The organism is Defluviimonas aquaemixtae (assembly GCF_900302475.1).
In the GTDB taxonomy this organism is placed as follows: Bacteria; Pseudomonadota; Alphaproteobacteria; order Rhodobacterales; family Rhodobacteraceae; genus Albidovulum; species Albidovulum aquaemixtae.
Genome location: NZ_OMOQ01000001.1, coordinates 1019282 through 1042395, shown reverse-complemented (window position 1 = coordinate 1042395; position 23114 = coordinate 1019282). Strand labels below are relative to the sequence as shown.

Annotated in this window: 21 protein-coding genes; 9 read left to right on the top strand and 12 right to left on the bottom strand. The window is 66.4% G+C overall.

Annotated elements, in window-relative coordinates; genetic code table 11:
* A complete protein-coding gene (locus DEA8626_RS05140) occupies positions 1 to 2196 on the top strand; it encodes a xanthine dehydrogenase family protein molybdopterin-binding subunit (protein WP_108851960.1) in 2196 nt (731 codons plus the stop codon).
* 68 nt (positions 2197 to 2264) lie between these two features.
* Here the strand turns inward: DEA8626_RS05140 and DEA8626_RS21740 are convergent, their stop codons facing one another.
* Entirely contained in the window at positions 2265 to 2552 is a 288-nt protein-coding gene (locus tag DEA8626_RS21740; RefSeq protein WP_108853324.1) for an alcohol dehydrogenase catalytic domain-containing protein, read from the bottom strand.
* A 140-nt stretch (positions 2553 to 2692) separates the two neighbouring features.
* A complete protein-coding gene (locus DEA8626_RS05130) occupies positions 2693 to 3511 on the bottom strand; it encodes an SDR family NAD(P)-dependent oxidoreductase (RefSeq protein ID WP_108851959.1) in 819 nt (272 codons plus the stop codon).
* Positions 3512 to 3699: 188 nt separating this feature from the next.
* Between DEA8626_RS05130 and DEA8626_RS21790 the strand changes: the two genes are divergently transcribed.
* Complete coding sequence (locus tag DEA8626_RS21790; protein ID WP_438502428.1) at positions 3700 to 4134, top strand: winged helix-turn-helix transcriptional regulator; 435 nt, start codon at positions 3700 to 3702, stop codon at positions 4132 to 4134.
* Positions 4135 to 4308: 174 nt separating this feature from the next.
* Here DEA8626_RS21790 and DEA8626_RS05120 read toward each other — a convergent pair whose 3' ends face one another.
* Both DEA8626_RS05120 and DEA8626_RS05115 read right to left on the bottom strand, forming a co-directional pair.
* Entirely contained in the window at positions 4309 to 4809 is a 501-nt protein-coding gene (locus tag DEA8626_RS05120; protein WP_108851958.1) for a DUF302 domain-containing protein, read from the bottom strand.
* 116 nt (positions 4810 to 4925) lie between these two features.
* A complete protein-coding gene (locus tag DEA8626_RS05115; protein WP_108851957.1) occupies positions 4926 to 5417 on the bottom strand; it encodes a cupin domain-containing protein in 492 nt (163 codons plus the stop codon).
* A gap of 280 nt (positions 5418 to 5697) precedes the next feature.
* Here DEA8626_RS05115 and DEA8626_RS05110 point away from each other — a divergent pair, with 280 nt between their 5' ends.
* The 4 genes from DEA8626_RS05110 to DEA8626_RS05095 all read left to right on the top strand — a co-directional run bounded on the left by DEA8626_RS05110 (position 5698) and on the right by DEA8626_RS05095 (position 9145).
* Positions 5698 to 5895 carry a hypothetical protein gene (locus DEA8626_RS05110; protein ID WP_108851956.1) on the top strand — a complete coding sequence of 66 codons (198 nt, stop codon included), beginning with the start codon at positions 5698 to 5700 and terminating at the stop codon, positions 5893 to 5895.
* Positions 5896 to 6032: 137 nt separating this feature from the next.
* Positions 6033 to 7328, top strand: a complete 1296-nt coding sequence (locus DEA8626_RS05105; protein ID WP_245890772.1) for an NAD(P)/FAD-dependent oxidoreductase — start codon at positions 6033 to 6035, stop codon at positions 7326 to 7328.
* 174 nt (positions 7329 to 7502) lie between these two features.
* Entirely contained in the window at positions 7503 to 8420 is a 918-nt protein-coding gene (locus tag DEA8626_RS05100; protein WP_108851955.1) for a LysR family transcriptional regulator, read from the top strand.
* The gene (locus DEA8626_RS05095) at positions 8417 to 9145 is read left to right on the top strand and encodes a peroxiredoxin-like family protein (RefSeq protein ID WP_108851954.1); all 729 of its coding nucleotides are present in this window, start codon (positions 8417 to 8419) and stop codon (positions 9143 to 9145) included. The genes DEA8626_RS05100 and DEA8626_RS05095 overlap by 4 nt, the downstream gene beginning before the upstream one ends.
* On the opposite strand, the gene DEA8626_RS05090 is transcribed toward DEA8626_RS05095, so the two are convergent.
* Genes DEA8626_RS05090 through DEA8626_RS05080 form a run of 3 tightly spaced genes read right to left on the bottom strand, consistent with a single transcriptional unit; the run spans position 9129 to position 12672 of the window.
* Positions 9129 to 10508: an FAD-containing oxidoreductase gene (locus DEA8626_RS05090; protein WP_108853322.1), complete on the bottom strand. Its 1380-nt coding sequence runs from the start codon at positions 10506 to 10508 to the stop codon at positions 9129 to 9131. The two genes, DEA8626_RS05095 and DEA8626_RS05090, sit on opposite strands and share 17 nt — an antisense overlap.
* A 43-nt stretch (positions 10509 to 10551) precedes the next feature.
* Positions 10552 to 11781: a patatin-like phospholipase family protein gene (locus DEA8626_RS05085; RefSeq protein WP_108851953.1), complete on the bottom strand. Its 1230-nt coding sequence runs from the start codon at positions 11779 to 11781 to the stop codon at positions 10552 to 10554.
* A 21-nt stretch (positions 11782 to 11802) separates the two neighbouring features.
* Complete coding sequence (locus DEA8626_RS05080) at positions 11803 to 12672, bottom strand: 3-hydroxybutyrate dehydrogenase (RefSeq protein ID WP_108851952.1); 870 nt, start codon at positions 12670 to 12672, stop codon at positions 11803 to 11805.
* A 179-nt stretch (positions 12673 to 12851) separates the two neighbouring features.
* Between DEA8626_RS05080 and DEA8626_RS05075 the strand changes: the two genes are divergently transcribed.
* Positions 12852 to 14063, top strand: a complete 1212-nt coding sequence (locus DEA8626_RS05075; RefSeq protein ID WP_108851951.1) for an MFS transporter — start codon at positions 12852 to 12854, stop codon at positions 14061 to 14063.
* A gap of 99 nt (positions 14064 to 14162) precedes the next feature.
* Here DEA8626_RS05075 and DEA8626_RS05070 read toward each other — a convergent pair whose 3' ends face one another.
* The 4 genes from DEA8626_RS05070 to hutH all read right to left on the bottom strand — a co-directional run bounded on the left by DEA8626_RS05070 (position 14163) and on the right by hutH (position 20197).
* On the bottom strand, positions 14163 to 16022 hold the full coding sequence (locus tag DEA8626_RS05070) for a PHA/PHB synthase family protein (protein ID WP_219929166.1): 1860 nt from the start codon (positions 16020 to 16022) through the stop codon (positions 14163 to 14165).
* A gap of 141 nt (positions 16023 to 16163) precedes the next feature.
* Positions 16164 to 17846, bottom strand: coding sequence for a urocanate hydratase (gene hutU, locus DEA8626_RS05065; protein ID WP_108851950.1), 1683 nt, complete (start codon positions 17844 to 17846; stop codon positions 16164 to 16166).
* A 12-nt stretch (positions 17847 to 17858) separates the two neighbouring features.
* Positions 17859 to 18662 (bottom strand): N-formylglutamate deformylase, encoded by an 804-nt coding sequence (hutG, locus tag DEA8626_RS05060; protein ID WP_108851949.1) that lies wholly within the window; start codon positions 18660 to 18662, stop codon positions 17859 to 17861.
* Positions 18659 to 20197 (bottom strand): histidine ammonia-lyase, encoded by a 1539-nt coding sequence (gene hutH, locus DEA8626_RS05055; RefSeq protein WP_108851948.1) that lies wholly within the window; start codon positions 20195 to 20197, stop codon positions 18659 to 18661. Before hutH ends, hutG begins: the two co-directional genes overlap by 4 nt.
* Positions 20198 to 20393: 196 nt before the next feature.
* On the opposite strand from hutH, the gene DEA8626_RS05050 reads away from it, so the two are divergent.
* Positions 20394 to 21755, top strand: a complete 1362-nt coding sequence (locus DEA8626_RS05050; protein ID WP_108851947.1) for a formimidoylglutamate deiminase — start codon at positions 20394 to 20396, stop codon at positions 21753 to 21755.
* Here the strand turns inward: DEA8626_RS05050 and DEA8626_RS05045 are convergent.
* The gene (locus tag DEA8626_RS05045; protein WP_108851946.1) at positions 21732 to 22292 is read right to left on the bottom strand and encodes a HutD/Ves family protein; all 561 of its coding nucleotides are present in this window, start codon (positions 22290 to 22292) and stop codon (positions 21732 to 21734) included. The genes DEA8626_RS05050 and DEA8626_RS05045 overlap by 24 nt on opposite strands.
* A 101-nt stretch (positions 22293 to 22393) precedes the next feature.
* Between DEA8626_RS05045 and hutC the strand changes: the two genes are divergently transcribed.
* Positions 22394 to 23095, top strand: coding sequence for a histidine utilization transcriptional repressor HutC (hutC, locus tag DEA8626_RS05040; protein ID WP_108851945.1), 702 nt, complete (start codon positions 22394 to 22396; stop codon positions 23093 to 23095).
* Positions 23096 to 23114 lie beyond the last annotated feature (19 nt).

Below are 23114 nucleotides of genomic sequence, written 5' to 3'. Positions count from 1 at the left end.
ATGTTTGCGCTTCCCGGAAAACTGAACTTCGTCCTTCCCGCCATCAAGCCGACCCGCCGGGGCTTTCTGCTCGGTGCGGCGGCGGTGGCCGGGGGGTTCTCCGTGGGCTTTCGCCCTGATCCCGCTTCGGCGCAATCCGCCGACGCGCAGGCAAGCCCATTCGGCGCCTATGTCACGATCACCGGGGACGACCAGGTGACGGTCATCTCGTCGCAATTCGACATGGGGCAAGGCTCTTACAATGGTCTCGCGACGCTGGTGGCCGAGGAACTCGGTGCCCGCTGGGACCAGATCGATGTCGTGGGCGGCGCGGGGAACCCGGCGCTCTACGGCAACCTCGCCTGGGGCGGTGCGGCGCAGGGCTCTGGCGGCTCGACCTCGATGTTTTCATCTTGGGACCGCTATCGGACGGCCGGCGCGGCCGCGCGCCTGATGCTCGTCGCGGCGGCCGCGGAGGCGTGGGACGTGCCGGCAGAGGAGATCACCGTCGCGGACGGGATGCTGAGCCATGCGACGGCGGGCGCGGCGCGCTTCGGCGAGATGGCCGCGCGCGCCGCCGAGATGCCAATACCGTCCGAGATCGCGCTGAAAGAACCGGGCGAGTGGACCATGATCGGCAATCCCGATCTCCGCCGCTACGACAGCGCCGCCAAGACGAACGGCACGCATGACTTCACGATCGACGTCAAACTGCCGGGGATGCTAACGGCGGTGATGATCCACCCGCCGAAATTCGGTGCGACTGTGAAATCGTTCGACGCCGAGGCCGCCAAGGCGATGCCAGGCGTCGTCGACGTGGTCGAGACGCCGCGAGGGCTGGCCGTGATCGGCGAGCACATGTGGGCCGCGATGAAGGGGCGCGAAGCGGTGACCGCCGACTGGGACGAAAGCGCCGCCGAAACCCGCGGGTCCGAGGAGATCCTGGCGGAGTACCGCGCCCTCATTGCCGAGCCGCCCGCCGCTATCGCGCGGCAGGAGGGCGACAGCGCCGGGGCAATTGCGGGGGCCGCCAAGGTCATCGCGGCGGAGTACGAGTTCCCCTACCTCGCCCATGCCGCGCTGGAACCCCTGAACGCGGTGGCCCGCATGGGCGAGGACGGGGTCGTCGAAGTCTGGGGCGGTCATCAGGTTCCGGACCTTTACCAGTTCATCGCATCTCAGGTCGCGGAAACCACGCCCGACAAGGTGCGGCTCCATGTGATGAAGACCGGCGGCGGGTTCGGCCGCCGCGCGGTGGCGGATGCGGATATCGTCGTCGAGGCGGTGGCGGCGGCACGCGCCATCGGCTGGCGGGCGCCCGTGAAGGTGCAGTGGACCCGCGACAACGACATGCGCGGCGGACGCTACCGGCCGGCCTACGCCCACGCGATCCGGGCCGGGCTGGACGACGCCGGCAACATCACCGGGTGGGAGCATCACATCGTCGGCCAGTCCATCGTCGCCGGTGGCCCGTTCGAGGGCCTGATCCAGAACGGCGTCGATCCGACCTCGGTCGAGGGCGCGAGCCACCTGCCCTACGCGCTGCCGAACCAGACGGTCGGGCTGACCACGGCGAATGTCGGCGTGCCCGTCCTCTGGTGGCGCTCGGTCGGCTCGACGCATACCGCCTTTGCCGTCGAGACCTTCCTCGACGAGTTGGCCGAGGCGGCCGGGAAGGACCCGCTCGAGTTCCGGCTGGCGCTGCTGGGCAATGCGCCGCGCCACGCCGCCGTGCTGCGGCTCGCGGCCGAAAAGGCGGGCTGGGGCACGCCGCCGCCCGAGGGCCGGGTGCGCGGGCTGGCGCTGGCCGAAAGCTTCTCGAGCTATGTCGCACAGGTCGCCGAGATCAGCGTCGATGGCGGCAATGTGCGCGTCCACAAGGTCGTCTGCGCCGTCGATTGCGGCATCGCCGTCAATCCCGACAACATCCGCGCGCAGATGGAGGGCGGGATCGGCTTCGGCCTCGGCGCGATCATGGCCGAGGAACTGACCCTGGTCGGCGGAGAGGTGCAGGACACGAACTACGACACCTACACGCCGCTCAGGATCGACGCGATGCCCGAGATCGAGGTCCATATCGTGGCGTCGGGCGAGCCGCCGACCGGCGTCGGCGAACCCGGCGTCCCGCCCATCGGCCCGGCGGTCGCGAACGCGATCTACGCGGCCACCGGCAAGCGCGTCCGCCGGCTGCCGATCGAAAAGGCATTGCGGGCCTGACAGGGGGCGACCAGCTGATCCTCGCCGGGCGCACGGGCTGACCGCCTCCTGCGCCCGGCGGGGACGGGTCAGAACCCCTCCCGCACCAGCTTGCCGCGCGCTTTCCCGCTTTCGAGGATCGCGTGTGCGCGCTTGAGGTTGTTGGCAGTGACCGCACCGAGGGTCTCAGTCGCCGTCGACTTGATCTTCCCGGCATCGAGAAGCGCCGAGACCTCGTCCAGAATGGCACCCGCGTACCAGACCTCGTCGCCGGGCCGGAACGCCGCCGCCTCGTCGCCTGTCTCGACAACCTCGCCGACCGCGTCGCAGCCGAAAACGGCCGGGGCGTGCCCTTCCGGCGGGCACCCCTGGCGAATCCTTCAGTCCACCGGATTGACCGAACCGGCCTCTACCCGAACCAGCAGGTCGTGCCCCTTCGGGCTGGGCCTTTCCATCTCGATATCGACGAGGGCATCGTCACGGTCGATGGGGCCGGACATGTTTTAATCGACGGTTTTCATTGCTTTTCTTCGTGAGATATTGATTGAAGAACCTCGTCGATCAGACCGACGATCCGTTCGGATTTCCCTGCATCTAGCGCATCCGGATGAGGCGATGCGAACCGGCCGCTGTCATTGTCGAAATACTGGCCGCTCGCCTCCGCGAATTCGTCCGACAGCGCCGCGCGCGCCAGGATGTCCGCCCCGATCCCTATGTCGTTGCCCGCGACCCCGAAGCCTTCCTTGACCATCTTGCTGGCGAGCAGCGATCCGGGGTTGACCGCGACAAAAACCGGCCCGCCTTTCAGGGTCTGCGCCATGACGCGGGACCACATCGTCAGCGCCAGCTTGCTTTGCGCATAAGCCTCCATGTCCGACAGCCGCTTGCGCCCGACCAGCGCCTCCGGGTCGACAGGGGCCTGCGCCGCCGAGGACAGGTTGATCACCCGCCCCGACGCATCCATCAGCGGCAGGAGCTGCCGCGTGAGCAGGCTGGGCGAGAGCGTGTTTACGACGAAGCGCGCGTCCAGTCCGTATTCGGTGACCGGATCCGGTATCTTGAAGACGCCGGCGTTGTTGATCAGCACATCGAGATGCGCATGCCTCTCCGCCACCTCCTTCGCGAGCGTCTCGACATCGCCGATCCGCGCGAGATCGGCGACATAGGTCTCGACAGGCCCTGCGCCAGTCAGCGCCATGACCGTCTTTGCCGCCGCCGCCAGCTTCGCCGGATTGCGCCCATGCAACAACAGCGTGTGGCCTTTCGGGGCGAGCATCTTCGCCGCCTCAAGTCCGATGCCGTCGGTCGCGCCCGTAATGAGAATGGTTTTCGTCATGGCTGGCTTCCCTTCGCTCACGCGGCCTCTCGGAAGAGGTCGTCCCTGCCTTCAGCGGCGGTTAGCTGCGCCAGAATGGTCAGCGTCATGGGCGTATTCCTTCCTTCTGAAAATCAAGCCGTGCAGGGGCATGTGAGGGGATAAGAGATATATCGCATGTACGCATCTCCTCCGCCTATAGGTAGAAGATGGATACTGCAAATCCGGATCCGGGTTCGGCCGCGCCAAGGTTCGAACGCTACGATTGCAGCGGCGGCTGCCCCGTCGAGGGCGCGCTGGAACAGATCGCGGGCAAGTGGAAGGGGCTGATCATCTATCACGTGATGGAGGGAACGCTGCGGTTCAACGAACTCGCCCGCAGAGTCGGCGGCGTCACCCAGCGAAGCCTGACGAAGCAGCTGCGCGAACTGGAGGCGAACGGCATCGCGCACCGCGAGGTCTTCGCGGTGGTCCCGCCCCGGGGTCGACTACAGGCTGACGGACAAGGGCCGGCAGCTTCGCGACGTGATCGAGGCGCTCGGCGACTGGGGCACGCGGCATCGGAGATGACGCGCGATCGCATGCCCGCACCTGCAGGTGATCGTCTGCCCGGCGCGACTCGGGCAAACTGGGGCGGGTCCTGATGGAGGCAACGGTGGCCGAGGCCGAGATTGACCGCGAGTTAAGTTCGGCGGCGTCCTCCCTTCTGGCTGCGCGGTGGCGGCTCGCAACCGGGATCGTGATGGGCCACGATCCCGGCGGTCAGGCCGATACGCTTCGCCCGGCCCCATCTGGCGGGCCGCAGCGGTTTGGCAGCGTCAGTGCGTGGCGCTGGACACGATGGAGGCGATGACCTCGCTCGCCATCGCGAACTGTTCCACGCGGTTGGTGATGTTGTGCCGCCGCGCGATCCACTGGAAATCGGTGTAGGCCATCCAGACCTGCCCTTCGGAATCCTCGAAGACCAGAAGCCGCACCGGCCAGTCGAGACCGGACTCTGCCTTGGCGGTCAGGAACTGGGCACCCAGCGGCGGATTGCCGAAGACGACAAGGGCCGATGGGTTGAGATCGATGCCGGCATCCCTGCCAAGCTTCGCCTGATCGATGACATCGAAGAGGATGATGTTCTTGGCCTTGAGGTCGTCGGTTATCCGGTCGATCGTGTCGGCCATCGGATAGGCGCTCTTTGCCCTGACGATGCCATCGCCCGGCAGCGTGGCGTCGGCGGCATCAACCTGGCGTGAAGCGGGCACGACGAGCGCGATGGCGCTCAGCGCGGCGAGGCCGGCCACGACATTGCTGAATTGTCTTCTTTTCATGTTGTACTCCGTGATCCTGGCTGGTGGGCGCCGCCTGCCGGACCCGAGGCCCGCAGTTCAGCCGAACCGAGCGGGCAGCGCCACTGCGATGCTGCGAGTCAATCCGACGGGCGCGCCTACATCTGGTTGGGATCGCCCATTTCGGCCGTGAAGATGTCAGCGGAGATCAGTTCCACAGGCTCGGTTCCGGTGTTCTTCCACCAGTGGGCGAAGCCCTTGCCGAATTCCATCGTCACCTCGCCAGCCTTGTGCACGATCGGCACTTTGCAGTTCGCACGGTATTCCTCGATCTCGCCCGACAGGATGTAGATGTTGGCGGGGCGCACGCTGTGTTCGTGCCAAGGCACGACGCCGCCCGGTTCGATCGTCAGCTTGCGCATGCGCAGAAGCTGGTTTTCGAAACTGCCGCCCTTGGGCGTCAGGTCGATCGACGCGATGACCGTGTCGGTGACGCCGACCGCCGTCGTCTCGCCGGACATTACGGCGCCGTCCATGAGCTGATCGGCCGGACATTCGCCGGCCTGGGCGGAAACACCGAATGCCAGCGCCAACGCGGCACCGACAGAAAGAATGGCCGTCTTCCGGCCGATAGGGTGAATCTGGGACATGTTCAGTTCTCCTGGTTCATGGGGTGCCGGGCGCCAGATGCATGCTCCGACTGGTCCCTCAGCGTCACAGATTCAGCCGGCGGGCGGAAATGCTCGGTGGCTCTGAAATCGATAGCGGGCGCGCATCGGCGACGACGCCCGGCCCTGCTCCGCCCGATAGGGGAGCCCTATCATTTCGATACGGTATCGGCATTTCCGTTTCCGTTGCGGAAAGCGAAACATTAGGACGCCGGCCGCAGAGGCGTCCGCGCTTCTGAGGTCTCAAGCAACGGAGGACGAGATGTTAACTGCACATGAAATTGCGATCACGGTTGTGGTCTCGCTGGCCGCGCTCTCTGCGTCGACCTCGATTCTTCTGGGTGATTCCGCCGCGACCGCTCCCTATGCTTCCGGGACGTGCCCGGCCAGCGCGGTGATCGCCTCATATATCTCTGACGGATATTGCGGAGGTTCGACCGAGGCCAGTGTGGGGGTGTGACGCTGCGGATGGATCGGCGCAGGACCTTCGCGATGCGGAGCGGCCATGCTTCGCATAGCCTGCGGGATCGGTCACTCGAAGGGCTCTCCGCGAATGATCGCGACGCGGGCCCCGGTTTCGAAAAGGAGGCAGGGCCCATGGATGATCAGCTTAAGTTCCTCAATCAGTCGGCCATGAGCGAGCAGCGCAGGCGCCCGCGCGTCGTCATTCTGGGCGCGGGATTCGGCGGGCTCAGCGCGGCCAAGGCGCTGAAGAGCGCCAATGCCGACGTGGTCATCCTCGACCGGCACAACTACCACCTCTTTCAGCCGCTGCTCTATCAGGTCGCCACGGCCGGTCTGTCGCCGAACCAGATCGCGACGCCGATCCGGCAGATCCTGTCGCGGCAACGGAACGCGACGGTCCTGATGGATCGCGTCGTCGATGTCGATCTCGACACGTCCGAGGTCGTCACGCCCGCGCGGCGCATCGGCTTCGATTTCCTGATCGTCGCGACGGGCGCGCGCCATGCCTATTTCGGCCATGACGACTGGGAAGCCGTCGCCCCCGGCCTGAAGAAGATCGACGAGGCCACCGACATCCGCAAGCGCCTGCTGCTCGCCTTCGAAGTGGCGGAGAATACCGCGGACGCCGAGATGCGGCAGGTCGCGCTCACCTTCGTCGTGGTAGGCGGCGGCCCGACCGGCGTCGAAATGGCCGGCGCCATAGCCGAGCTCGCACGCAACACGATCATGCGCGACTTCCGCAACATCAATACATGCGACACCCGGGTCGTGCTGGTTGAGGCGGGCCCACGTCTCTTGCCGAGCTTTCCCGAGAAGCTGTCCGCCTCTGCTGAGGCGCAGCTACGAAAGCTCAAGGTCGAGGTCATCAGGGGCGATCCCGTGGTCGAGTGCAGCGCGAGCGGCGTGAGGCTGCAAAGCGGTGCTGAATTCGATGCCGCGATGATCGTCTGGGGCGCGGGCGTTATGGCATCGCCCGCCGCGAGGTGGCTCAAATCCGATGCCGACCGCGCAGGCCGCGTCATCGTCGGCCCGGATCTGCGCCTGCCCGGGCATCCCAACATTCTGGTTATTGGCGACACTGCTGCTATCACTGATGCGGCCGGACACGTGGTGCCCGGCGTCGCGCCGGCCGCCAAGCAGATGGGACAGCACGCGGCGCGCGCAGTCGTGGCGATGATCGCCGGCAGGAAATACCCGCCATTCGTCTACCGGAACTACGGAAACCTCGCCACGATTGGGCGGAAAGCCGCCGTCGCCGATTTCGGCCGGCTCCGCCTGGCCGGCTTCGCCGCGTGGCTGGTCTGGGGCTTCGTCCATGTCGGCTTTCTGATCGGTTTCCGCAACCGGATCAGCGTGATGCTCGACTGGGCCTGGTCGTACTTCACCTTCGGCCGCGGCGCGCGCCTCATCACGGGCGACGACCGATGACACAGGGGATCCGGCTTGAAGCGGCCAAGCACGCGATCGCCCCGCCGCGCGCCCTGCCCGCATTCGCTGCGCGTGAGAAACTGTGGCGCGCCGCGCCACGCGGGAGTAAGATGAAGCGTTCAGTGGAATATGTCTTGGTATCGTTGATCCGTCTGCCATCACTTGGGGGCTAAGATGGAACTTCACCAGATTCGTTATTTTCTCGCGCTGTCGAAAAGGCTCAATTTCACCAAGGCGGCAGAGGACTGCAACGTGTCGCAGCCCGCCCTGTCGCGCGCGATCGCCCAGCTCGAGGCGGAGCTCGGCGGCCATCTCTTTCGCCGGGAACGGAAGCTCACGCATCTGACCGAATTCGGTCGTGCGATCCTGACCCCGCTTCGCGAATGCTACGAGGCGAACCTGAATGCGAAGGAACTGGCCCGGCGATTCCACGCCGGCGGCCACGCGCCACTCTCCATCGCGCTGTCGCGCTCGATCGACCTCGCGCTCCTGACCCCGATGCTCGCCGAACTGGGCGAGGCGTTCCCGAACATCGAGATCAAGATGTTCCGCGGCACGGCGGAGGAGATCACGGACCGTCTGAAGAAAGGCGAGTCCGAGATCGCGGTGTCCGAACCCCTCTCGGAGTTCTGGGACCGGATCGAGTCCAAACAGCTGTTCGAACAGGAATTCGGGCTTCTGATCACCCGCAACCACCGTCTCGCGAAGAAGAACGAGATCGAGATCATCGACCTGTCCGACGCGCACTTGCTGGGCCTGCCCAACAGCGTCCTGACCGAGACCCTGCAGCAGCGGTTCCGGGAGATGGGCATCACGAGCGCGATCTGGCACGAGGTGAGCCTGCTCGACGATATTCCGGGCCTGGTCCGGGCCAATCTCGGCCTTGGGATCTGGCCGTCCGACCGGAAGTACGACGGCGATCTCCTCGTCAGCCATATCCGGGAATGCCCGATGTCACGATGCGTCCAGGTCTACACCGTCTTCGGGCGCCAGCATTCGGCCGCAGCCAAGACTTTCATCAATCTTCTGCGTGCAAACGACTGGTCGGATGGGTCACCGTATCGGCGCACTGGGGAGGAGGCGATGTCATGACCGTCCTCTCGCTCGCGGAAGAACTCAATGCGTGCACGCACCGCTGTCGCACGATGGATGCGCCGCTTGGCGAGCGTCTCAGCGCGATGGCGGACGACGTGCGCCGCCTTGCGCCGGATTTCGCGGACATCGTGGACCGGATGGTGGACAGGCTTCGGCGCGGCGGCGCCGGCGAGGGGGCGCCGGACGTCGGAGACAAGTTGCCGCCTTTCGTGCTGCCCGACGAGACCGGCCGATTGGTCAGCCTCACAAAGCTGCTCGCGGGCGGAAAGCTGGTCGTCGCCTTCCATCGCGGGCACTGGTGTCCCTATTGCCGGATCGGCGCCGCCGCTCTCGCCGGGATCGAGCCGGAAGTGCGCGCGATGGGCGCGCATATGGTGATCATCACGCCCGAGACGGAAAAGTACAACAAGACGCTCAAGACCGACGCGGGGGCGAACTTTCCCTACTTGTCGGATATCGACTGCGGCTACGCGCTCGAACTCAACCTCGCGATCATGATCAACGACGAGAAGCGCGACGCCATGAAGAGTGCCGGCTGGGACATTGCGAAGTTCCACAACTGCGAGAACTGGATCCTGCCGATACCGGCGACCTTCGTTTTGGACGAGGCAGGAATCGTCCGTGGCTGTTTCGTCGATCCCGACTACCGCAAGCGGATGGACGTCGACGACCTGCTCGCCGCCCTGGGCGAGCAACCGCGAGCGGCTAGCATAGCGGTTTGAGATCGCCGATCAGCGTTGGCAGGTATTCCGACACCGTGGGATGGATGTGCATGGTGCGCGCGATCGATGTCGCCGGTAGACGTTCGGCCATCGCGGTGAGAAACACCTGCACCGCTTCGTCGCCGTTCACGCCGAGAATGGCCGCGCCGAGCACCTCCTTCGTCCCGGCATCCACGACCACCTTCATGAAGCCCTGGGTCTCGCCGCGTTCGCGCGCCCGCCCGACCGTCGTCATCATGCGCTTCGCGGCGAGCGCCTTGATGCCGCGCTCACGGACCTCGCGTTCGGTCAGGCCGACGCGCCCCAGGGGCGGATCGATGAAGAGGCCGTAGCAGGGAACGCGGTCCGAAATCCTGCGGTTGTCATCGTCGAAGATATTGGCCGCGACGATCTCGTGGTCGTTGTAGGAGGTGTGGGTGAAGGCGCCACGACCGTTGACGTCGCCGATTGCCCAGATGCCGTCGACGGACGTGCGGCACTGATCGTCGACGGTGACGAAACCGTTGTCGTCCACTTCGACGCCGGCCGTGTCGAGGCCGAGGTCGTCGGTATTCGGCCGTCGCCCCACCGCCAGCAGGAGGTGGCTTCCCTCGACCTGCGGCTTGCCGCCGTCGCCCGCGCCGCCAAGCGCGATGCGCCCGTCCCTCTCGCTCACCGAAAGGCATTTCGTTCCGGTGCGCACGGCGATGCCCTCGGCCTGAAGAATGTCGCGGACGGCCTCTGACACGTCGGCATCCTCACGCGGGATCAGCCGGTCGGCCATCTCGACGACGGTCACGCGCGACCCGAACCGCCGGAAGGCCTGGGCGAATTCAAGGCCGATATAGCTGCCGCCGATGACGATGAGATGTTCGGGAAGGGCATCCACCTCCATCGTCGTGCTGTTGGTAAGATACGGGACCGTGTCGAGACCCCTGATGTCCGGGACGAAAGCCCGGCCGCCGACATTGATGAAGATCCGGTCGGCGGCCAGCTCTTCGCCGTTCACCCGCACGGTCCGGCGGCCCGTGAACCGCGCATGGCCGCGAAAGACGCGGCCGTTCTTCAAGCCCTCCATCCAGTCGGTGACGCCGACGCGCGAGAGCGCCACGACGGCGTCCTTGCGCGCTTTGACGCGCTTCATGTCCACCGTCACGGCCGATCCCAGATCAACCCCGTACTCGGCCGCCCGGCGCGCCATGTGCGCGACGCGGGCGCTGGCGACAAGCGTCTTGGTCGGGATGCACCCGGTGTTCACGCAGGTGCCGCCGAAGTGTTTCCGCTCGATCACCGCGACCCGCAAGCCTTCGCGGTCGAACCGCTGGGCGAGGGCGGGGCCGGACTGGCCGGTGCCGATGACGATCGCGTCATATCTTTCGCTCATGGCCTTCATCTCCGTCCGTTCCGCCGCCCTGCCCCGTCCTGCGTCAGACGGCGACCGATGAATGCGGCTCGCCCATTCGCGTCAACTCGGTCAGGTCCGCGTGTTCGGCGACGACGGCACCCGGCCAAGGCGCCTGGTGAAGGAAGACGCCTTCGAGCGGATCGAACTCGCCCGACCAGGGCTCGGCTTCGATCGACTTGCGCGTATCCTCCAGCCCGGCCTGCCACCGCCCGCGTATGCCCTCGAGGCTGAAATCGACATCCTTGGTGTGGTCGTCATAGGCGAGCGACGGCGCGAGCAGCCGGACGACATGCATCTGGGTCTGGCATCCCCAGCTTTCGAGCTCGCGCACCTCGTCCTGGATTCGTTCGGCCTCGGGCACGTAGCTGGCCAGCCGCTTGATGATGTGGCGCAGGTGATGCGCGGTCTGCTGGCGGGCAATGTGGTTGGCGACCCGGCTCGAATACTGGACGTCCTTGTGGCGGTGCAGAACCTCCCAGATCGTACCCGGCTCGGACCCCTCGGGGTTCCACAGATGAACCGCGAAGATCAGCGAATTCCGGCGCGGATTGTCGTCGAAGATGACCTCGCTCGGCGTGTTCGAGAGGATCCCGCCGTCCCAGTATAGCTCGCCCTCCACGCGCACTGCCGGAAACGCCGGCGGCAGGGCGCCGGAGGCGAGGATATGCTTGACGTCGATCTCCATGTCGCGGCTGTCGAAATACCGCATCCGGCTCGAGCGGACATGCGCCGCCCCGACCGTCAGACGCGGCTTGTTGCGGTTGATCAGCTTGAAATCGACGAGATCGAGCAGCGTCTCCTCGAGCGGCCGCGTCGAATAATAGCCGGCGCGGTCGGGATTGAGCGGAACGTGCTGGCCCATGAAGGCGAAGGGGTTGGGCTCGAAGAAGTTCGGGATACCTTGGAACAGCGTGTTCACATAGGCCATCGGCCGGGTGAGCTGCGGCCAGCCGGCGGTCAGGCCGGCGAAGGACTTGCGCGACACGAGACGCCAGAATTCCTCCAGCCTCGGCAGTCGGTTCTGCGGCTTGTTGCCGGCAATGAGCGCGGCGTTGATCGCGCCGATCGAGGTGCCGATGATCCAGTCCGGTTCGACCCCCGCCTCGTGCAGTGCCTGATAGACGCCTGCCTGATAAGCGCCGAGCGCTCCGCCGCCTTGAAAGACCAGCGCGACCTGGCGCCCGCCCGCGGCAAACTTCTTGCCGTCCGGTGATCCGGCCGCTTCGGCCCCGACTATCGATGCGTTTTTCATCTTCTCCTCCGGAAATGGCCGCTACTGCGCGGTCCAGCCGCCTTCGATGGGCAGCGCCGCGCCCGTGATGGACGCCGCGCCCTCGCTGCACAGAAAGACCGCGAGCGCCCCGATCTGCTCAGTGGTGACGAATTGTTTCGTCGGCTGAGCATGAAGCAGGACATCGCGGATCACCTCGTCCTCGCTGATGCCCCGGGCCCTTGCGGTCTCCGGGATCTGGTTCCGGACCAGCGGCGTCAGCACGTAGCCGGGGCAAATCGCGTTGACGGTGACGCCATGCTCCGCCGTTTCGAGCGCCACGGTCTTGGTCAGGCCGAGCATACCATGCTTCGCGGTGACATAGGCCGATTTGAAAGGCGAGGCGACGATCGCGTGGGCGGACGCGACGTTGATGATGCGGCCCCAGCCCCGCGCCTTCATCCCGGGAACGACCGCGCGGATGCCATGAAACGCCGAGGAAAGATTGATGGCCAAAATCGCGTCCCACTTCGCGACGGGAAAGTTCTCGACCGCCTCGACATGCTGGATGCCGGCATTGTTGACGAGCACGTCGACGCCACCGAAATGCCGCTTCGCATCGTCCGCCATGGCCGCGATCTCGTCGGGCACAGACATGTCCGCGGCGGAAAACGCGGCGTCGATCTTGTACTCCTTCGCCAGCCGCGCACGGATGATTTCAATCTCACGCTTGTCGCCGAAGCCGTTCAGCATGACGTTCATTCCGGCCCGCGCGAAGGCTTCGGCTATGCCGAGACCGATACCGCTCGTCGAGCCGGTCACGATGGCGGCCTTTCCGGCCAGTTGCCTGTCCGCGACGGGCCCGCCAGCCGATCCGGCGGCCCTGCGGCGCGCCGCCGGTTTGACCTTTGTTCCTGAAAGCGCGTGATCCATACCGTGTTCTCCACATGAGGGTGCGTTGGAGAAAGCTACGAAGCTGCACCGTGGATTGGAAATGCCGCGTCGCTCTGAAATCGATGCGCCCGCCCTATCGATTTCAGAGCGACGCGGCATTTCTCCGCGCGCGCGCCAGAGGGCATGAATGGAGTGTCACGAACAGATAGGCCGCCCCAATGTCAAACTCCTCGCTCGAACTCCATCCCTCCTCCCTGCCGCCGATGCCCAAGGCACGCGCCATGCGGCTGCGTTCGATCATCGTCGGCGTGATCGGCTTTCTCACGCTCGTCGATCTCTTCGCAACGCAGGCGATCCTTCCGACACTGGCCGAGGTTTACGACGTCACCCCTTCGGCAATCGGCCTCGCGGTGAATGTCTGCACCATTGGCATGGCGCTCTCGTGCCTCGGCGTCGCGCTGATCAGCGGCCGCCTGAACCGACGGCAGGGCATCTGGATCAGTCTCGCGCTGCTTGCGATCCCCACCTCGCTCCTTGCCGTGGCACCGGGGCTCGCGAGCTTCGCCGCGCTGCGGATCGCACAAGGTATCTTCATGGCCGCGGCCTTCGCGCTCACGATGGCCTACCTCGCCGAGCACTGCAGCGCCGAGGAAATCGCCGGCACGCTCGCGGCCTATGTCACCGGGGTTGTGGCGAGCAACCTCGTCGGCCGCCTCGTCGCGGCGACGGTTTCCGACCTTCTCGGCGTCGGCGCGAACTTCTACCTCTTCGCGGCGCTCAATCTCGCGGGCGCGGCGCTCGTCTTCCTCAACCTCGACCGGATGTCGCCGATGGCCTCGCCGGGACCGGCGCGCTCTCCGCTGGCGAGCTGGGCAGATCATCTGAACAATCCCGCGCTCAGGGCGACGTTCGGGATCGGCTTCCTGACGCTCTTCGCCTTTCTCGGTATCTTCACCTACGTGAACTTCGTCTTGGCCGCCGCGCCGATTTCGCTGTCGCCCATGTCGCTTGGAATCGTGTATTTCGTCTTCCTGCCGTCGATGGTCACCACGCCTCTCGCGGGCGCGGTCGCGGGCCGGATCGGTACGCGGCCGGCGCTATGGGGCGGGCTGGCCGTGGCTGCGGCTGGCCTCGTGCTCCTCGTCCAGCCGAACCTCGTCAGCGTGCTCGGCGGGATGGTCCTTGTCGGCGTCGGCACGTTCTTCGTCCAGGCGCTCGCCACCGGCTTCATCGGCCGCGCCGCGCGCAGCGACCGCGCGGCGGCGAGCGGCCTCTACCTCGCCAGCTACTATGTCGGCGGGTTGACCGGGGCAGCGCTGCTCGGTCAGCTTTTCGACCGCTACGGCTGGGAAGCCTGTGTCGCGGGCGTCGGTCTAGCCCTGGCGATTGCCGCCCTGGTAACCGTCCGGCTGAGGATCGACGACAGGTAACCGGGAGCCGCGAGCGCGGACCCGATCCGGCGGACGAACGGAACCGGGCACACCCCCCAAAGGTGTGCCCGTGATCGCGCGACCGGCTTGCAGAGCGCTTCAGGCCGCGAATACGTAGGCGCCGGGCGCGGGCCCGAGCGCAGGCAAGCCCCGGTCGGGCGCGCCCATCGTCGGCGGCGGCACCGGCGCGCCAGAGCGCTCGGCCAGCCATCCCGCCAGCGCCGGCCACCACGACCCCTCGGTCAACGGCGCTGTCTGCATGAACCGTTCGGGATCGACATAGCTGTCGTCCCGCGCGGCGTGGCGCATCCGGAAATGACGCCCCTGGTGTCCCGGTTCCGAGACGATGCCGGCATTGTGACCGCCATTCGTCAGCAGGAACGTCACGTCTGTGTCGCCCATGAGCTGGAACTTGTAGACCGACCGCCACGGCGCGACATGGTCGCGTTCGGTGCCCACGAGAAAGACCGGCACGCGCACGTCCGACAGGACGGTCGGCTGACCGTCGACCTCGTACCGCCCCTCGGCGAAATCGTTGTCGAGGAAAAGCCGACGCAGGTAATCCGAATGCATCCGGTAGGGCATGCGCGTGGCGTCGGCATTCCAGGCCATGAGGTCGTTCATCCTTTCCGGCTCGCCCATCAGGTAGTGCCGCACCAGCCGCGACCAGATCAGGTCGTTGGAACGCAGAAGCTGGAACGCGCCGGCCATCTGCTTTGTATCGAGATAGCCCTTCTCCCACATCATGTCCTCGAGGAACGCGATCTGGCTTTCGTTGATGAAGAGCGTCAGTTCCCCAGCCTCGGTAAAATCGGTCTGGGCGGCCAGAAGCGTGAGGCTCGCCAGGCGATCGTCGCCGTCGCGCGCCATCGCGGCGGCGGCGATGGCCAAGAGCGTGCCGCCGAGGCAATAGCCCGTCGCATGCACCTTCTGCCCGCCGGTGATCGCGCTGGCCGCGTCGATCGCCGACTGGACGCCAAGCCGCATGTAATCGTCCATCCCGAGGTCGCGGTCGCAGGCCTCGGGGTTCTTCCACGAGATCATGAAGACGGTGAAGCCCTGCTCGGTCAGGTACCGCACGAACGAGTTCTCCGGCGACAGATCGAGGATGTAGTCTTTCATGATCCAGGCCGGGACGATCACAACCGGCTCGGGCCGGACCGTTTCGGTCGCGGGGGCATACTGGATCAGCTCGATCAGCCGGTTGCGGTAGACCACCTTGCCGGGCGTCACAGCGACATCCTTGCCGGGCACGAAGTCCTCCCGCCCCTCCTCCTGCGCGCCGGAGACGATCCGCTGCCAGTCGGCGAGGAAGTTCTGCCAGCCGAGGACGAAATTCATCCCGCCCGTGCTGACCGTGCGTTCGAGCACCTCGGGATTGGTTAGCGCGAAATTCGATGGCGAGAAGACGTCGAGCACTTGGCGGGCGGCGAACTCGACCGCCTTCTCGTGCTGCTTCGTCACGCCCCGGATGCCGGTCGTCGCATTGTGCCACCATTGCTGGTTCAGCAGGAACGTCTGCGACAGCACATTGTAGGGCCAGGACTTCCACGCCGGGCCGTCGAACCGGCGGTCCTGCGGCAAGGGGCAGATGCAGGTTTCGGCCCTTTCCCGCATCATCGCCCAGCGGGCCAGGAATCCCGTCAGTCTCTGGACCTTGCGCGCGGCCTTGACGGAAAGCTGGATCTGCTTGCCCGGCGATGTGGCCAGATGCGTCGCCCAGTCCGACCACGCCCCCGCCAGAGCGCTGGGCGACAGGCCGCCGGTGAAGCCCGCGACCTGCGCCCGCAGTCCCATGTCGATGTCCTGCAGGATTGTGTCTGTGGCAAGCATCATGCCCGTCGGCGCGCCGGAATGATCCCCGAGCGGCGTCGGGACCGGCGGCTGGGCCTTCGCGACAGTCAGCGGCGTCACGCGCCCGCTGTCCTCATTGGCGCTGGATGCGGAAGGAGCGTTCATGACGATACCTCGGAGGTCGTTTTCTGTGTCTCGTGAAGGGCTACGCGCTGAGCGAGCACGGAGCCATGATACAGATCAACCGCGCCTCTCTTGCAGCCGTTCGCGCGCAAGCCGTCGTGCGCGGCCGTCAGCAGCCTTCTGTCAGTTCCCGAGGATGGCCGGCAGCCGCAGCCCGCACGCCTTGGCGTGATCTATCGCGGTCTCGTAGCCGGCATCGGCATGGCGCCACACGCCCGAGGCCGGATCGTTCCACAGAACGCGTTCCAGCCGCTTCGCCGCGTCCTCGGTGCCATCCGCGACGATCACCACGCCCGCATGCTGGCTGAACCCCATGCCGACGCCGCCGCCGTGATGCAGGCTGACCCATGTCGCGCCCGACGCGGTGTTGACGAGCGCGTTCAGGAGCGGCCAGTCCGACACCGCGTCCGAGCCGTCCTTCATCGCCTCGGTCTCGCGGTTGGGCGAGGCGACGGAGCCCGAATCGAGATGGTCGCGACCGATGACGATGGGGGCCTTCAGCTCGCCCCGCGCGACCATCGCGTTGAACATCAGCCCCGCCTTGTGCCGGTCTCCAAGCCCGATCCAGCAGATGCGGGCGGGCAAGCCCTGGAAGGCGATCCGCTCGCTCGCCATGTCGAGCCAGCGGTGAAGGTGTTCGTTCTCCGGGAACAACTGCTTCATCGCCGCATCGGTCCTGGCGATGTCCTCCGGATCGCCCGAGAGCGCGCACCAGCGGAACGGGCCGATCCCCTTGCAGAAGAGAGGCCGGATATAAGCCGGCACGAAACCCGGGAAGGCGAAGGCGTTCTCCAGCCCCTCGTCCTTCGCGACCTGGCGGATGTTGTTGCCGTAATCGACGGTCGGCACGCCCGCCTCGTGGAACTCGACCATCGCCGCGACATGGACCTTCATCGAGGCGCGCGCCTCGCGCTCGACCCGCTTCGGGTCGCTCTCCTGCCGCTCGCGCCATTCGGCCACGGTCCATCCGAGCGGCAGATAGCCGTGCACCGGGTCATGCGCCGAGGTCTGGTCGGTGACGATGTCGGGCCGCATGCCGCCCGCCTTCATCCGGCGCGCGATTTCGGGAACGATGTCCGCCGCGTTGCCGAGAAGCCCGACCGATTTCGCCTCGCCCACCGTGGTCCACTTTTCGATGAGCGCGAGTGCTTCGTCCAGAGTCTTGGCTTTCTCGTCCAAGTATTTTGTTTTAATTCGAAAATCTATGCGGGTCTCGTCGCATTCGACGGCAAGGCAGCACGCCCCCGCGAAGACGGCGGCAAGGGGCTGCGCCCCGCCCATGCCGCCGAGACCGGCGGTGAGCACCCAGCGGCCCGCCATGTCGCCACCGTAGTGCTGGCGTCCGGCCTCGGCGAAGGTTTCGTAGGTTCCCTGCACAATCCCCTGTGTTCCAATGTAAATCCACGATCCGGCCGTCATTTGGCCGTACATCATGAGCCCCTTCCTATCGAGCTCGTTGAAATGCTCCCAAGTGGCCCAGTGCGGCACGAGATTGGAATTCGCGATCAGCACGCGCGGAGCGTCATTGTGGGTCTTCACGATGGCAACCGGCCGGCCCGACTGGACGACTAGCGTCTCGTCCGCCTCGAGCTTCTTCAGGCTGTCGACGATCAGGTCGAAGTCGCGCCAGGTCCGGGCCGCGCGCCCGATCCCCCCATAGACGACAAGCTCATGCGGGTTCTCGGCCACGTCGGGATGCAGGTTGTTCATGAGCATGCGAAGCGGCGCCTCGGTCAGCCAGCTCTTGGCGTTCAGCTCGGTTCCGGTCGGCGGGTAGATGTCGCGAACGTTCTTGCGGTCGGACATGGTCGGTCTCCTTCAGAGCAGTTCGCCGGAACGGGCGAGGCGGTCGAGATTGGCGAGCACCGCGCCGAGCACCTCGCGCGTCGGATCCGCGACATCGGCCGAATAGGTCCACGGCGACGCTTCGGCTTCGAGATAGGCGCGTTGGACGAGCTCCATCTGGACCGCATGCACGTTCTCGTCCGGGCGGCCGTAGTGCCGCGTCGTCCAGCCGCCCTTGAAGCGGCCGTTGACGACGGCATCCATGCCCTCGGCCTTCAGGCAGGGATCAGAGGTCGCACACTGAACGCGCGCGGCGCAGGATGCGCCGTCGTTCGTGCCGATGGAGAAGACCGGCAGCGTGCCCTCGAAGAGAAATGGAATCCGCGACCGGATCGAATGGCAGTCATAGAGCACCGCGCAGCCGTGACGCGCCTTTACCCGCGCGAGCTCTTCGGCCAGCGCCGCGTGGTAGGGGGCGTGATACGCCTCCCGCCGCGCGTCGATTTCATCCCCCGACGGCGCCTGCCCTTCGCGCCAGATGTCCTGTCCGTCGAAATCGGTCAGCGGGCACAGGCCCGTCGTGTTCTGGCCGGGATAGAGCGACACCCCGGAGGGATCGCGATTGGCGTCGATCACGTAGCGGTGCACATTCGACCTCACGATCGTCGCCTTCACAAGAATCCCGGCGTAGAGCCGCGCGATGTGCCAGTCGGTATCGGCGAGAGCCCGGCCGGTGTCGTTCAGGCGCGGCGCGATCGCGTCGGGCACATGCGTGCCGCCATGCGGCTGGCCCAGAATAACGGGGCTGTCGCCCCGCACGACCTCAAATAAGTTCATCCGTCCAACTCCGGCAGTTCGATCTCGGCGGCCGCCACGATCTCGCCCGACGCCACGAGTGCCGCGGCGGCGGCGATGTCGGGCGCGAGGTAGCGGTCCTGGTTCAGAGTGGCGACCTCCCGGCGAAGCCGCGAAACGACATTTTGCAACGGCACGCTCGTCTGCAGCGGCGCGCGGAAATCGATCCCTTGGGCCGCGCACAGAAGCTCTATGCCGAGGATGTGCTTCACGTTCTCGATCATGCGCCGCAGGCGGCGCGCGCCATGGGCGGCCATGGACACGTGATCCTCCTGGTTTGCCGAGGTCGGCGTCGAGTCGGTGACGCAGGGCGTGGCGAGGTGCTTGTTCTCGCTCATCAGCGCCGCCGAGGTCACCTCGGCGATCATCAGCCCGGAATTGAGCCCGGGTGACGGCGTCAGGAAAGGCGGCAGGTCGAAGCTCAGCGTCGGATCGACCATCAGCGCGACGCGGCGCTGCGCGATCGCGCCGATCTCGCTGACGGCGAGCGCGATCATGTCGGCGGCGAAGCCGACCGGCTCGGCGTGAAAATTGCCGCCCGAAACGATCAGCCCGGCCCCGGTCAGCACCAGCGGGTTGTCGGTCGCCGCGTTGGCCTCGGTCACGAGCGTCGTGGCGGCCTGCCGCAGCACGTCCATCGCCGCCCCGGTCACCTGCGGCTGGCAGCGGATGCAGTAAGGGTCCTGCACGCGCGTGTCGCCCTCGCGGTGGCTTTCGCGGATATCAGACCCGTCGAGGATGCGTCGCATGGCCTCGGCCGCCTCGATCTGGCCGCGATGGCCGCGCAGCGCGTGGATCTCCGGCTGCAGGGGCGCGGTCGAGCCCATGATCGCATCCGTCGAGAGCGCCGAAATCACCAGCGCGGCCCGCGCCGCGTGCCAGGCCTCGAAAAGGCCAGCCAGAGCGAAGGCGGTGGAGAACTGCGTGCCGTTGATGAAGGCAAGCCCCTCCTTCGGGCCAAGCTGGACCGGCGCGAGCCCCGCCTGCGCCAGCGCCTCCGCCCCCGGCAGAACCTTGCCGTCGAATTCGGCCTCGCCCTCGCCGATCAGAACCGCCGTCATATGGGCGAGCGGCGCGAGGTCGCCCGAGGCGCCAACTGAGCCCTGCGCCGGAATGACCGGGGTCACGCCGCGCATGAGCATCTCCTGCAGCAGCGCCACGAGTTCCCAGCGGACGCCCGACGCGCCGCGCCCGAAGGACAAGAGCTTCAGCGTCATGATGAGCCGCGCCATCCGGCGCGACACCGGCGGGCCCACGCCGCAGCAATGGCTGAGGATCAGGTTGCGCTGGAGCGTCGCGGTATCTCCCGGTGCGATCTTGATGCTCGCGAGCTTTCCAAAGCCGGTGTTCACGCCATAGACTGCGCCGTCGCCTGCCGCGGCCGCCGCGATAAGTGCCGCTGCCGCGTCGATGTCGGGCCGGCACGACGCGTCCAGGACCGCCGGAGCTTCGTTCCAGTAGATGTCGGCAAGCTCGGACAGCGTCACCCTGCCCGGCGTCAGCTCACGCGCGGTCATCGGCTGCCTCCGGAACCGCCCGCGGCAGCGCGCCGCGCCGCCGCCATTCGCTGTCACGGACGCGCATGTGGCGACCCCCAACGATGCCGCCGCGACCGGACCATTCGAACGCCTGCCGCATGATTCGAAGAACTCCCGCTTGCAGGGCGTTAGGTATACAGATAGGCTTTTATTGTCTACACATAATGAGGGCAGCATGAGGATTTTCGCCCGTTCGGCACTGCTTGGCGAGGACTGGGTGAAGGATGTCCGGATTGCACTCGCGGGTGGTCGCATCGCCTCCATCACGCGGGGCGCCCGGCCCGCCCCAGACGACCACGCGGTGGACGTGCTGCTCCCGGCGCTCGCCAACCTCCATAGCCACGCTTTCCAGCGCGCGATGGCGGGAATGACCGAGTTCCGCGCCGCCGGACGCGAAAGCTTCTGGACCTGGCGCGACCTCATGTACCGCTTCCTCGACCGGCTGACGCCCGAACAGGTCGAGGCGATCGCCGCGCTGACCTACATGGAGATGCTGGAGGCCGGATACGCCGCGGTCGGAGAGTTCCACTACGTCCACCACCAGCCGGGCGGGCGCCCCTACGGTAGGCTCTCGGAACTGAGCCAGCGCATCTTCGCCGCCACCGCCACGGCGGGTATCGGGCTGACCCATCTGCCGGTGCTCTACACCTATGCCGGCGTGACGCAGAAGCCCTTGGCGGGCGGACAGCTGCGCTTTGGCAACGACGTGGACCGGTTCGCCCGTCTGGTCGAAGAATGCCGCGCCGTCCTGGCGGATTTGCCGGCGGACACGGGGCTGGGCATCGCCCCGCACTCGCTGCGCGCCACCTCGCCCGGCGATCTCGCCGCGACGCTGGCCCGGCACCCATCGGGTCCGGTCCACATCCACGTCGCCGAACAGACAAAGGAGGTGCGCGATGTCGAGGACAGGCTCGGCCGCCGGCCGGTCGACTGGCTTCTCGACAATGCCGATGTCGGGCCGCGCTGGTGCCTGATCCATGCGACGCACATGACCGGGGATGAGACCGCCCGCTTCGCCCGGTCGGGCGCGGTCGCGGGTCTTTGCCCGATCACCGAAGCCAATCTGGGTGACGGCACGTTCAACGGGCCGACTTTTCTGGAACACGGCGGCGCCTTCGGCATCGGTTCCGATTCAAACGTCCGCATTTCGCTTACGGAAGAGCTGCGCATGCTCGAATATTCCCAGCGCCTTCGCGACCAGGCGCGCAACGTGCTGGTGGTCGGGGAAGGATCGGTCGGCCGCCAGCTCTACTCAGGCGCCGCGACCGGCGGGGCGCTAGCGCTTGGCCGCGATGCCGGGACGATCCGCGATGGTGCGCTCGCCGATCTCGTCGCGATCGACGGCACCGATCCGGCGCTTTGCGGCCTTACCGACCATCAGCTTCTCGACGGCGTGTGCTTTGCCGCCTCCGACCGCGTCGTGACGGATGTCTGGTCCGCAGGGCGGCACATGGTCAGGGATGGCCGGCACGTGTCGCGCGAGCCGATCGTCGCACGGTACCGGTCAGCCCTGTCAGACCTCCTGGCCGGTCTCTGACCCGGCAGGTCCCGGCATGCGGTGGATCGCCACCAGCAATCCCCGCGCATCCTCGCTTGCAGATGGCGCGGCGTCGTCGCCATCCAAGAGGGCGGTATCCCCCGCTTCGAGCATGACGCCCTGCGCCAGCCCGAGCCGGCCGGATAGGAGATGAATTGCATGCAGCGTCCCCGCATCACGCCTCAATCTGCCGAAATCACAACCGGCGACGGGGGCGACCGACGCCGCCACCTGACCCGGGTCGAAGATCAGGTTCAGGTTGCGCACCGGCCCGTCGGCACAGGCGCCGACAAGCGGCACGTCGCCGGAGAACGTCACCGGCTGCTGCGGCAGCGCTTCGATCGCCATGTCCTCGCCGGTCAGGCATATGCCCGGCCCGCTCACGACGGTCAGTATCCTTTGCAGACCGGGAAAGACCGAGAACGGCACCTCCCCCGCCATTTCCGCGAGGCTGAGGCGCCACAGCATGCCCCGCGCGCCGTTTCGCGTCGCAATCTCATAGGTCGCCCCCCGGCCGTTCTTCCAGAGCGTCCGCATATAGGCGGATTTGGCTATGACCTTCAGCTGCTTTCCAATCCCGGCAATATTGCGTACGCTATATCAGAAAATGGGCAGTCATAAAGGCAATCGCCTGCGCCATGACCAGATCGGAGAATGTCAGCTACCGCGATGTGAAGCGCGTCGCGACCGAGCGCATTCTCGGCGGCATCTGGCCGCCCGGCTCCAACCTGCCGAGCGAGGTCGAACTGGCGAAGGAGTTCGCCTGCACCCGCACGACGGTCAACCGCGCGATGCGCGAACTGGCCGAGGAAGGCTATCTCGAACGCAAGCGCAAGGCCGGCACGCGGGTCCGCACCCATCCCCTGCGTCAGGCGAAGCTCTCGATTCCTCTGATCAAGGACGAGATCGAGGCGACCGGGGCGACGTACCGCTACTCGCTCGTCAGCCGCAACCGTCTGACGGCGCCTGACTGGCTGATCGCGCAGCTCGACCTCGAACCCGACGCGCAGGTCCTGCACCTCAACTGCATGCATTACGGCGACAACCGGCCATTCGCATTCGAGGATCGCTGGATCAACATCGCCGCGGTACCGGACGTCGAAAGCGTGGACTTCGCGGCAGTCGGCCCCAACGAATGGCTGGTCGAGACGATCCCCTACACGAAAGCGGCCTTCTCCTTCAGCGCGGTCAACGCCGATCCGCGCCTCGCGGAGTTCCTCGGCATCCAGCCCGGCGAACCCATCCTGCTAGCGGACCGGATCACCTGGCTCAGATCGGTCCCCGTGACGCATGCGGTGTTCTACTACCGGCCAGGCTACCGCCTGAAAACAAGCATCTGACCGCCGCCGCCTCGTCCGG

Bases quoted from the DNA above. Each gene is read 5' to 3' on its own strand.
- hutG (WP_108851949.1), bottom strand. From the start codon at position 18,662: ATGAACTTATTTGAGGTCGTGCGGGGCGACAGCCCCGTTATTCTGGGC.
- DEA8626_RS05120 (WP_108851958.1), bottom strand. From the start codon at position 4,809: ATGAAAAGAAGACAATTCAGCAATGTCGTGGCCGGCCTCGCCGCGCTG.
- DEA8626_RS05130 (WP_108851959.1), bottom strand. From the start codon at position 3,511: ATGACGAAAACCATTCTCATTACGGGCGCGACCGACGGCATCGGACTT.
- DEA8626_RS05110 (WP_108851956.1), top strand. From the start codon at position 5,698: ATGTTAACTGCACATGAAATTGCGATCACGGTTGTGGTCTCGCTGGCC.
- DEA8626_RS05075 (WP_108851951.1), top strand. From the start codon at position 12,852: ATGTCAAACTCCTCGCTCGAACTCCATCCCTCCTCCCTGCCGCCGATG.
- DEA8626_RS05140 (WP_108851960.1), top strand. From the start codon at position 1: ATGTTTGCGCTTCCCGGAAAACTGAACTTCGTCCTTCCCGCCATCAAG.
- DEA8626_RS05050 (WP_108851947.1), top strand. From the start codon at position 20,394: ATGAGGATTTTCGCCCGTTCGGCACTGCTTGGCGAGGACTGGGTGAAG.
- DEA8626_RS05115 (WP_108851957.1), bottom strand. From the start codon at position 5,417: ATGTCCCAGATTCACCCTATCGGCCGGAAGACGGCCATTCTTTCTGTC.
- DEA8626_RS21790 (WP_438502428.1), top strand. From the start codon at position 3,700: ATGGATACTGCAAATCCGGATCCGGGTTCGGCCGCGCCAAGGTTCGAA.
- DEA8626_RS05045 (WP_108851946.1), bottom strand. From the start codon at position 22,292: ATGCGGACGCTCTGGAAGAACGGCCGGGGGGCGACCTATGAGATTGCG.
- DEA8626_RS05080 (WP_108851952.1), bottom strand. From the start codon at position 12,672: ATGGATCACGCGCTTTCAGGAACAAAGGTCAAACCGGCGGCGCGCCGC.
- hutU (WP_108851950.1), bottom strand. From the start codon at position 17,846: ATGTCCGACCGCAAGAACGTTCGCGACATCTACCCGCCGACCGGAACC.
- DEA8626_RS05085 (WP_108851953.1), bottom strand. From the start codon at position 11,781: ATGAAAAACGCATCGATAGTCGGGGCCGAAGCGGCCGGATCACCGGAC.
- hutC (WP_108851945.1), top strand. From the start codon at position 22,394: ATGACCAGATCGGAGAATGTCAGCTACCGCGATGTGAAGCGCGTCGCG.
- DEA8626_RS05070 (WP_219929166.1), bottom strand. From the start codon at position 16,022: ATGAACGCTCCTTCCGCATCCAGCGCCAATGAGGACAGCGGGCGCGTG.
- DEA8626_RS05095 (WP_108851954.1), top strand. From the start codon at position 8,417: ATGACCGTCCTCTCGCTCGCGGAAGAACTCAATGCGTGCACGCACCGC.
- DEA8626_RS05090 (WP_108853322.1), bottom strand. From the start codon at position 10,508: ATGAGCGAAAGATATGACGCGATCGTCATCGGCACCGGCCAGTCCGGC.
- DEA8626_RS05105 (WP_245890772.1), top strand. From the start codon at position 6,033: ATGGATGATCAGCTTAAGTTCCTCAATCAGTCGGCCATGAGCGAGCAG.
- DEA8626_RS05100 (WP_108851955.1), top strand. From the start codon at position 7,503: ATGGAACTTCACCAGATTCGTTATTTTCTCGCGCTGTCGAAAAGGCTC.
- hutH (WP_108851948.1), bottom strand. From the start codon at position 20,197: ATGACCGCGCGTGAGCTGACGCCGGGCAGGGTGACGCTGTCCGAGCTT.